The organism is Anoxybacillus thermarum, assembly GCF_000836725.1.
In the GTDB taxonomy this organism is placed as follows: Bacteria; Bacillota; Bacilli; order Bacillales; family Anoxybacillaceae; genus Anoxybacillus; species Anoxybacillus thermarum.
In genome coordinates, this window is record NZ_JXTH01000038.1 from 20983 (window position 1) to 27349 (window position 6367).

General features: G+C 41.7%; 5 protein-coding genes and 1 riboswitch. Of the genes, 4 read left to right on the forward strand and 1 reads right to left on the reverse strand.

Going from position 1 to position 6367, the window contains the following annotated elements; genetic code table 11:
• The first annotated feature begins 24 nt into the window (after nt 1-24).
• Nucleotides 25-543 carry a phosphatase PAP2 family protein gene (locus LH47_RS09670; RefSeq protein ID WP_043966954.1) on the forward strand — a complete coding sequence of 173 codons (519 nt, stop codon included), beginning with the start codon at nt 25-27 and terminating at the stop codon, nt 541-543.
• Between the two features lie 13 nt (nt 544-556).
• Nucleotides 557-1684, forward strand: coding sequence for a glycosyltransferase family 4 protein (locus LH47_RS09675; protein WP_043966956.1), 1128 nt, complete (start codon nt 557-559; stop codon nt 1682-1684).
• A gap of 171 nt (nt 1685-1855) precedes the next feature.
• On the opposite strand, the gene metK is transcribed toward LH47_RS09675, so the two are convergent.
• Nucleotides 1856-3061, reverse strand: a complete 1206-nt coding sequence (gene metK, locus LH47_RS09680) for a methionine adenosyltransferase (protein WP_021095566.1) — start codon at nt 3059-3061, stop codon at nt 1856-1858.
• 120 nt (nt 3062-3181) lie between these two features.
• A riboswitch (SAM riboswitch) is annotated at nt 3182-3290 on the reverse strand.
• 174 nt (nt 3291-3464) lie between these two features.
• On the opposite strand from metK, the gene pckA reads away from it, so the two are divergent.
• Both pckA and LH47_RS09690 read left to right on the forward strand, forming a co-directional pair.
• Entirely contained in the window at nt 3465-5051 is a 1587-nt protein-coding gene (gene pckA / locus LH47_RS09685; RefSeq protein ID WP_043966957.1) for a phosphoenolpyruvate carboxykinase (ATP), read from the forward strand.
• 113 nt (nt 5052-5164) lie between these two features.
• Nucleotides 5165-6082, forward strand: coding sequence for an N-acetylmuramoyl-L-alanine amidase (locus tag LH47_RS09690; RefSeq protein WP_043966959.1), 918 nt, complete (start codon nt 5165-5167; stop codon nt 6080-6082).
• Nucleotides 6083-6367 lie beyond the last annotated feature (285 nt).

Consider the following 6367-nt stretch of genomic DNA (forward strand, 5'->3'; position numbering starts at 1 on the left):
TCATAAGTTCAGGGGGATTTGCTTATGTTGAGAAAATGGTACGATTGGGAATGCAAGTTGTTTTACAGCATTAATCGTTATTTTGATCGTAAGTGGCTTAACGCATATTTTCGTTCGATTACACACGCTGGCGGGGCGACATGTTCAATTACGGCTGTCATGCTAGCTGTTTGGCTGTTGCGTGACGAATGGCGGGATGCTGCTATCGCTAGTGCCATCGCATTAGCACTTAGCCATATTCCTGTCGCAATCATGAAAAAAATGTACCCACGCAAACGACCGTATATTTCACTTCATAACACAAAAGTAACAAAAAATCCGTTAACTGATCATTCGTTTCCATCCGGACATACAACCGCAATATTTTCTGTCATCATTCCATTTTTACTATACGCCCCGGCATTAACGATTTTTCTCTTGCCCATCGCGTGTAGTGTCGCGATTTCGCGCATTTATTTAGGGCTTCATTATCCTTCTGATGTGCTCGCAGGCGGTATGCTCGGTACGTTGTTTGGCGTCGCTTCATTTTCTGTGATTTTATAAGGGAGGAATCGTCATGAAAGTTGCTTTATTTACTGACACGTTTGCCCCTGAAGTGAATGGCGTCGCCCGAACATTAAAGAGATGGGTCGACTTCTTAGAATCTCGTGGAATTGACTTCCGCGTTTTCGCTCCAGAAACGCAAACAGATGATTTTTCTACAAACTATATTTATCACTTCAAAAGCTTTCGTTTTTTTCTTTATCCTGAATGTCGCTTAGCCATCCCGAACATGATGACAATACGCCAACAACTAGAGCAATTTCAACCAACGCTTATCCATATCGCTACCCCATTTAATATCGGCTTATGTGGCTTGCATTATGCAAAAAAAATGAATATCCCTTTCGTTGCCTCATATCACACTCATTTTGACCAATATTTGCACTACTACAACCTCGATTTTTTATCCCATTGGTTTTGGCGCTATACGCACTGGTTTCATCGCTCAGCGGAAAAAATTTTTGTCCCTTCCGAAGAAACGCTAAATCACTTGCAACAACGTGGTTTTACAAACTTGCACATTTGGTCGCGCGGTGTTGATTGCTCAACATTTTACCCGCGTGAGAATAACGAATCGTTCCGAAAAACATATCATATCACGGAACGTCATATCGTTTTGTACGTTGGGCGCTTAGCGAGAGAAAAAAATGTCGATATACTTATTGAACTTGCCAAACAAATGTCACCTTCTATTCGTTGGGTGATCGTCGGGGATGGACCGTTAAAAGAACATTTAAAACAGCAAGCTCCAAAAAACGTCACGTTTACTGGTTTTTTAAATGGAGAAGCACTCGCAGAAGCATACGCAGCTGCAGATATATTTGCATTTCCATCTCCTACAGAAACGTTTGGGAATGTTGTGTTAGAATCATTTGCATCAGGCACTCCTGTTGTTTGTGCAAATCGCGGTGGGGTTACAACCATCGTCACTGAACAACAAACAGGATTATTACGCCCTCCTGATGATTTAAACGCTTGGAAAGAAGCAATTGAATACTTATTGAAAGATGAACAAAAAAGAAAACAAATGGGGAAGTGTGCTCGAGAATATGCAAAAACGAAAGACTGGAATAACATATTCATCGAACTTCTTTCTCATTATGAACAAGTGGCGCACAAACGTTTCTCTCATTACGCGTAAGAGCGAGCAAGGGGAGATTCACTTTCCTTCTGCGTAAACAGCATGCCAAACCATAATGTCCAACATTTTTAGCTACTATCGCCTTTCCCTGTCCTATGATCATCAAGCGACTGTAAAAGAACATACTTGTGAAAAAAGAGAGAGCTACATTCCGTAACTCTCTCTCCTTTCTTACTTCGCCAACTGTAACGCTTGTTGTTTTAACACTTCTGCTTTATCTGTACGTTCCCATGGAAGATCAATATCTGTGCGACCAAAGTGACCGTAAGCAGCTGTTTGTTTGTAAATCGGGCGACGAAGATCAAGCATTTTAATAATACCCGCCGGACGAAGATCAAAGTTGTTGCGCACCACTTCAATTAATACATCTTCAGATACTTTGCCCGTGCCGAACGTATCAATTGAAATCGATACAGGTTTTGCAACACCGATCGCATATGCTAACTGCACTTCACATTTATCCGCAAGACCTGCCGCGACAATGTTTTTCGCTACGTAACGCGCCGCATACGCTGCTGAGCGGTCTACTTTCGTCGGATCTTTTCCTGAAAACGCTCCGCCGCCGTGACGTGCATAACCACCGTATGTGTCAACGATAATTTTACGTCCTGTCAACCCTGCGTCACCTTGTGGACCACCGATGACGAAACGCCCTGTTGGGTTGATGAAATATTTTGTGTTTTCATCGATCAATTCTGCTGGAACGACAGGTTGAATGACATGTTCTTTAATATTGCGCACAATTTGATCTTGTGTAATTTCTGGATGATGTTGTGTAGAAACAACAATCGTATCGATACGTACAGGTTTGCCGTTTTCATCGTACTCGACTGTCACTTGCGTTTTTCCGTCTGGACGTAAGTACGGTAAAATGTCTTCTTTACGCACTTCCGCTAAACGACGTGCAAGTTTGTGTGCAAGAGAAATTGGTAGCGGCATAAGTTCTTTCGTTTCGTTGCACGCGAAGCCAAACATTAGTCCTTGGTCACCTGCACCGATCGCTTCGATTTCTTCATCTGTCATTTGTCCTTCGCGAGCTTCTAACGCTTTGTCAACACCCATTGCGATATCTGGCGACTGTTCATCAATTGACGTCAATACTGCGCACGTATCTGCATCAAAGCCGTATTTTGCACGCGTATAGCCAATTTCACGAATTGTTTCACGAACAATTTTCGGAATATCTACATATGTAGATGTTGTAATTTCTCCACTCACTAAAACAAGTCCTGTTGTTACACTCGTTTCGCACGCAACACGCGCATTCGGATCATTCGCTAAAATCGCATCTAAAATCGCATCGGAAATTTGGTCACAAATTTTATCCGGATGCCCTTCCGTTACAGATTCAGATGTAAACAGACGACGTTTAGGCATTCAAACATTCCTCCTCAGTATAGTGACAAATGATACGGTACTCATCCCTCTTATTATGGTCTATCGTGAAAAAAACCTTTCCCTCAGAGGAAAGGTTTTTGCATTTGTCTGCGCCTTTCACTCTTATCGTTCAAGGGCGTCCCCTTGCCACAGGTTAGCACCTTTTCACGTATGTGACGGTTGCTGGGCTTCATCGGGCCTGTCTCCCTCCACCAACTCGGGATAAGAGTATCCGTTCATCTCAGCATCATATCACATCTGTATGAAGCGAGTCAACGTTTTTTCTACTGCAATGATCTTGAAAATAAATTCAAGAAAAATACACGAATTAGTATGGACTATTTATTAAAATGTGTTATACTTTTTACATAAAGATAAATCAAACAAAGGTAGGTTTTGTCCGATGAATTCCATTGAATTGACGAACAAATTATCAACACTCTTACAAAAGGATGGGGTTTTTCATAACTTATCTGTACCGCAATTAGTAGAAAAAGTATTAACTCGCAAAGAAGGCGTTCTCACTTCGTCAGGTGCAGTTTGTGCAACAACTGGAAAATATACAGGTCGTTCTCCAAAAGATAAATATATTGTGGAAGAACCGTCTGTGAAACATAAAATTGATTGGGGAACTGTCAATCAACCAATTTCTGAAGAAGTATTTGATAAACTGTACAATAAAGTGATCGATTATTTAATGACGAAAGAAGAAATATTTGTATTCAACGGCTTTGCAGGCGCGGATCCAGCTTATCGTTTGCCAATTCAAGTTGTCAATGAATTTGCTTGGCATAACTTATTTGCTCATCAATTGTTTATTCGTCCAACAACAGAAGAATTACAAACGCATGAACCACAATTTACGGTCATTTCTGCACCGACATTTAAAGCGGATCCAGCTGTTGACGGCACACGTTCAGAAACGTTTATTATCATCTCATTTGAACGTCGTACCGTGCTGATTGGTGGAACAGAATATGCAGGGGAAATGAAAAAATCGATTTTCTCGGTCATGAACTTTCTATTGCCAGAACAAGGAATCTTTCCGATGCATTGTTCAGCAAACGTAGGTCAAGAAGGAGATGTGGCGCTCTTTTTCGGTTTATCGGGCACAGGAAAGACAACGCTTTCTGCTGACCCAAACCGTCGCCTAATCGGCGATGACGAGCACGGTTGGTCAAATAACGGCGTGTTCAATATTGAGGGCGGGTGTTATGCGAAATGCATTAACTTATCGCGCGAAAAAGAGCCGCAAATTTTCGATGCGATTCGCTTCGGTTCTGTATTAGAAAACGTCATGATTGATCCAGACACACGCATACCAAACTATGACGATGCGACGTTAACCGAAAATACGCGCGCAGCATACCCGCTTGAAGCAATGGATAATATCGTCCAACCGAGCGTTGCAGGTCATCCGCATACGATCGTCTTTTTAACAGCCGATGCGTTTGGTGTATTGCCTCCAATTAGCAAATTAACAAAAGAACAAGCAATGTATCATTTCTTAAGCGGCTATACAAGCAAGTTAGCGGGCACAGAGCGCGGAATTACCGCACCTGAAGCAACGTTTTCTACTTGCTTTGGCTCACCGTTTTTACCGCTTCCTGCAACGTGCTATGCAGACATGCTCGGACAAAAAATTGACGCTCATGGCGTGCAAGTATTTTTAGTGAACACCGGTTGGACGGGAGGCGGATACGGTGTTGGTGAACGGATGAAACTGTCTTATACGCGCGCAATGGTCAAAGCTGCGTTGGAAGGCGAATTAAACAACGTAGAAACCGTTCAAGACCCAATTTTCGGTCTGCATATTCCGCTCCACGTCCCAGGTGTACCTGATGAAGTATTGCAACCAAAAAGTACATGGACAGATCAAGAAGCGTATGAACAAAAAGCAAAAGAACTTGCGGCGAAGTTCCGTGAAAACTTTAAAAAATTCACAAACGTTGATCCACGCATTGAACAATTCGGTGGACCAATCGCATAAATGAAAAGGCTGCCTGTTTTCGGCAGCTTTTTCATTTTTCATATGTTCGTACAAACCATTTCATTCAATGAAACATATAGTAGTACATAGAAATAAAGAAAAGGAGGTTAAAAATGAATCAACTATTTGCGATTCCTCAATTAAAAGATATACGCCACCTTCTTCCCATTCGTTCTGGCCAATCGTATAAAAAAACAACACTTCAAAAAAAAACGCACATCATTATTCATCATAGTTTAACGAAAACAGGCTCGGCATTTGCATTCGCCAATTATCATGTAAGTAAAGGATGGCCAGGCATCGGATACCATTTCGTCATTGAACAAGACGGAACCATTCATTTTTGCAACGACTTAGAAACGATTAGCTACCATGTCGGCAATCATAACAGTTACTGTATCGGCATTTGTTTAACCGGCGATTTTCGCACACAACAACCGACGGATGAACAAAAACAATCATTGAGAACGTTATATAAAACGCTGGTAAACATCTTGCCGAACTATAAAGACGTGAAAGGACATAATGAGCTAAAAGGATATGAATGGAAACAATGCCCTTGTTTTAACTATGCGCAAGTATTAGCAGAAAACGAAAACGTCGAAATGAAAGAAGAAATGAAACAGTATACTGTCGAACAAGGAGATACGCTATGGGCAATTAGTCGAAAAACAGGGGTAAGTGTAAAAACGTTATTGCGCCTAAATCCAAACGTTGATCCAAGAGCATTACAGCCCGGGCAACAAATAATCATTGAGAAGCGAGTAAAAAAAGAAGAAGTGAAGACACCATCACAACCATCCAATCAAACACCGAAGCAACAAAATCCAATTGAACAACTGATAAATAAGCTTCCGAATAAAGTATTGCGATATAGCGATCGCGGTGAAGACGTTCGCATCTTACAACAAGCGCTAAATATGATCAATTTTAAATGCGGAACAGAAGACGGAGTATTTGGCAAAAAAACGTTAGATGCTGTGAAACGAGTGAACCTTATGTTTTCAGGCGGAAATAAAAAGTGTGAGTAAAATATTTGTGGGTGACATTCAGGAATGATTCCCCGACGAGGGTTGCGAACTTTTGTTCGCGACGCTCGTCGGGGCCACCAAGCGAAGCGCGGTAGAAAAAAGCAAATGTCATGCAAAAAGGACTCTCTCCCTGCTATGATGGTGATGACCAACATCAATAAAACAGGAGGGAGAGAGTCCATGAAACATTTTACCACAGAATGGCCTTTATTAAAAGAGCTGGAGGAACAATTAGTCAGAACTCTTCAAAAGGTGTTCGCTGTCTTGTTGGCGGCCCTTTTGGAG

Excerpts from the sequence above, each read along its gene's own strand:
- pckA (WP_043966957.1), top strand. The coding sequence starts at position 3,465 with ATGAATTCCATTGAATTGACGAACAAATTATCAACACTCTTACAAAAG.
- LH47_RS09670 (WP_043966954.1), top strand. The coding sequence starts at position 25 with ATGTTGAGAAAATGGTACGATTGGGAATGCAAGTTGTTTTACAGCATT.
- LH47_RS09675 (WP_043966956.1), top strand. The coding sequence starts at position 557 with ATGAAAGTTGCTTTATTTACTGACACGTTTGCCCCTGAAGTGAATGGC.
- metK (WP_021095566.1), bottom strand. The coding sequence starts at position 3,061 with ATGCCTAAACGTCGTCTGTTTACATCTGAATCTGTAACGGAAGGGCAT.
- LH47_RS09690 (WP_043966959.1), top strand. The coding sequence starts at position 5,165 with ATGAATCAACTATTTGCGATTCCTCAATTAAAAGATATACGCCACCTT.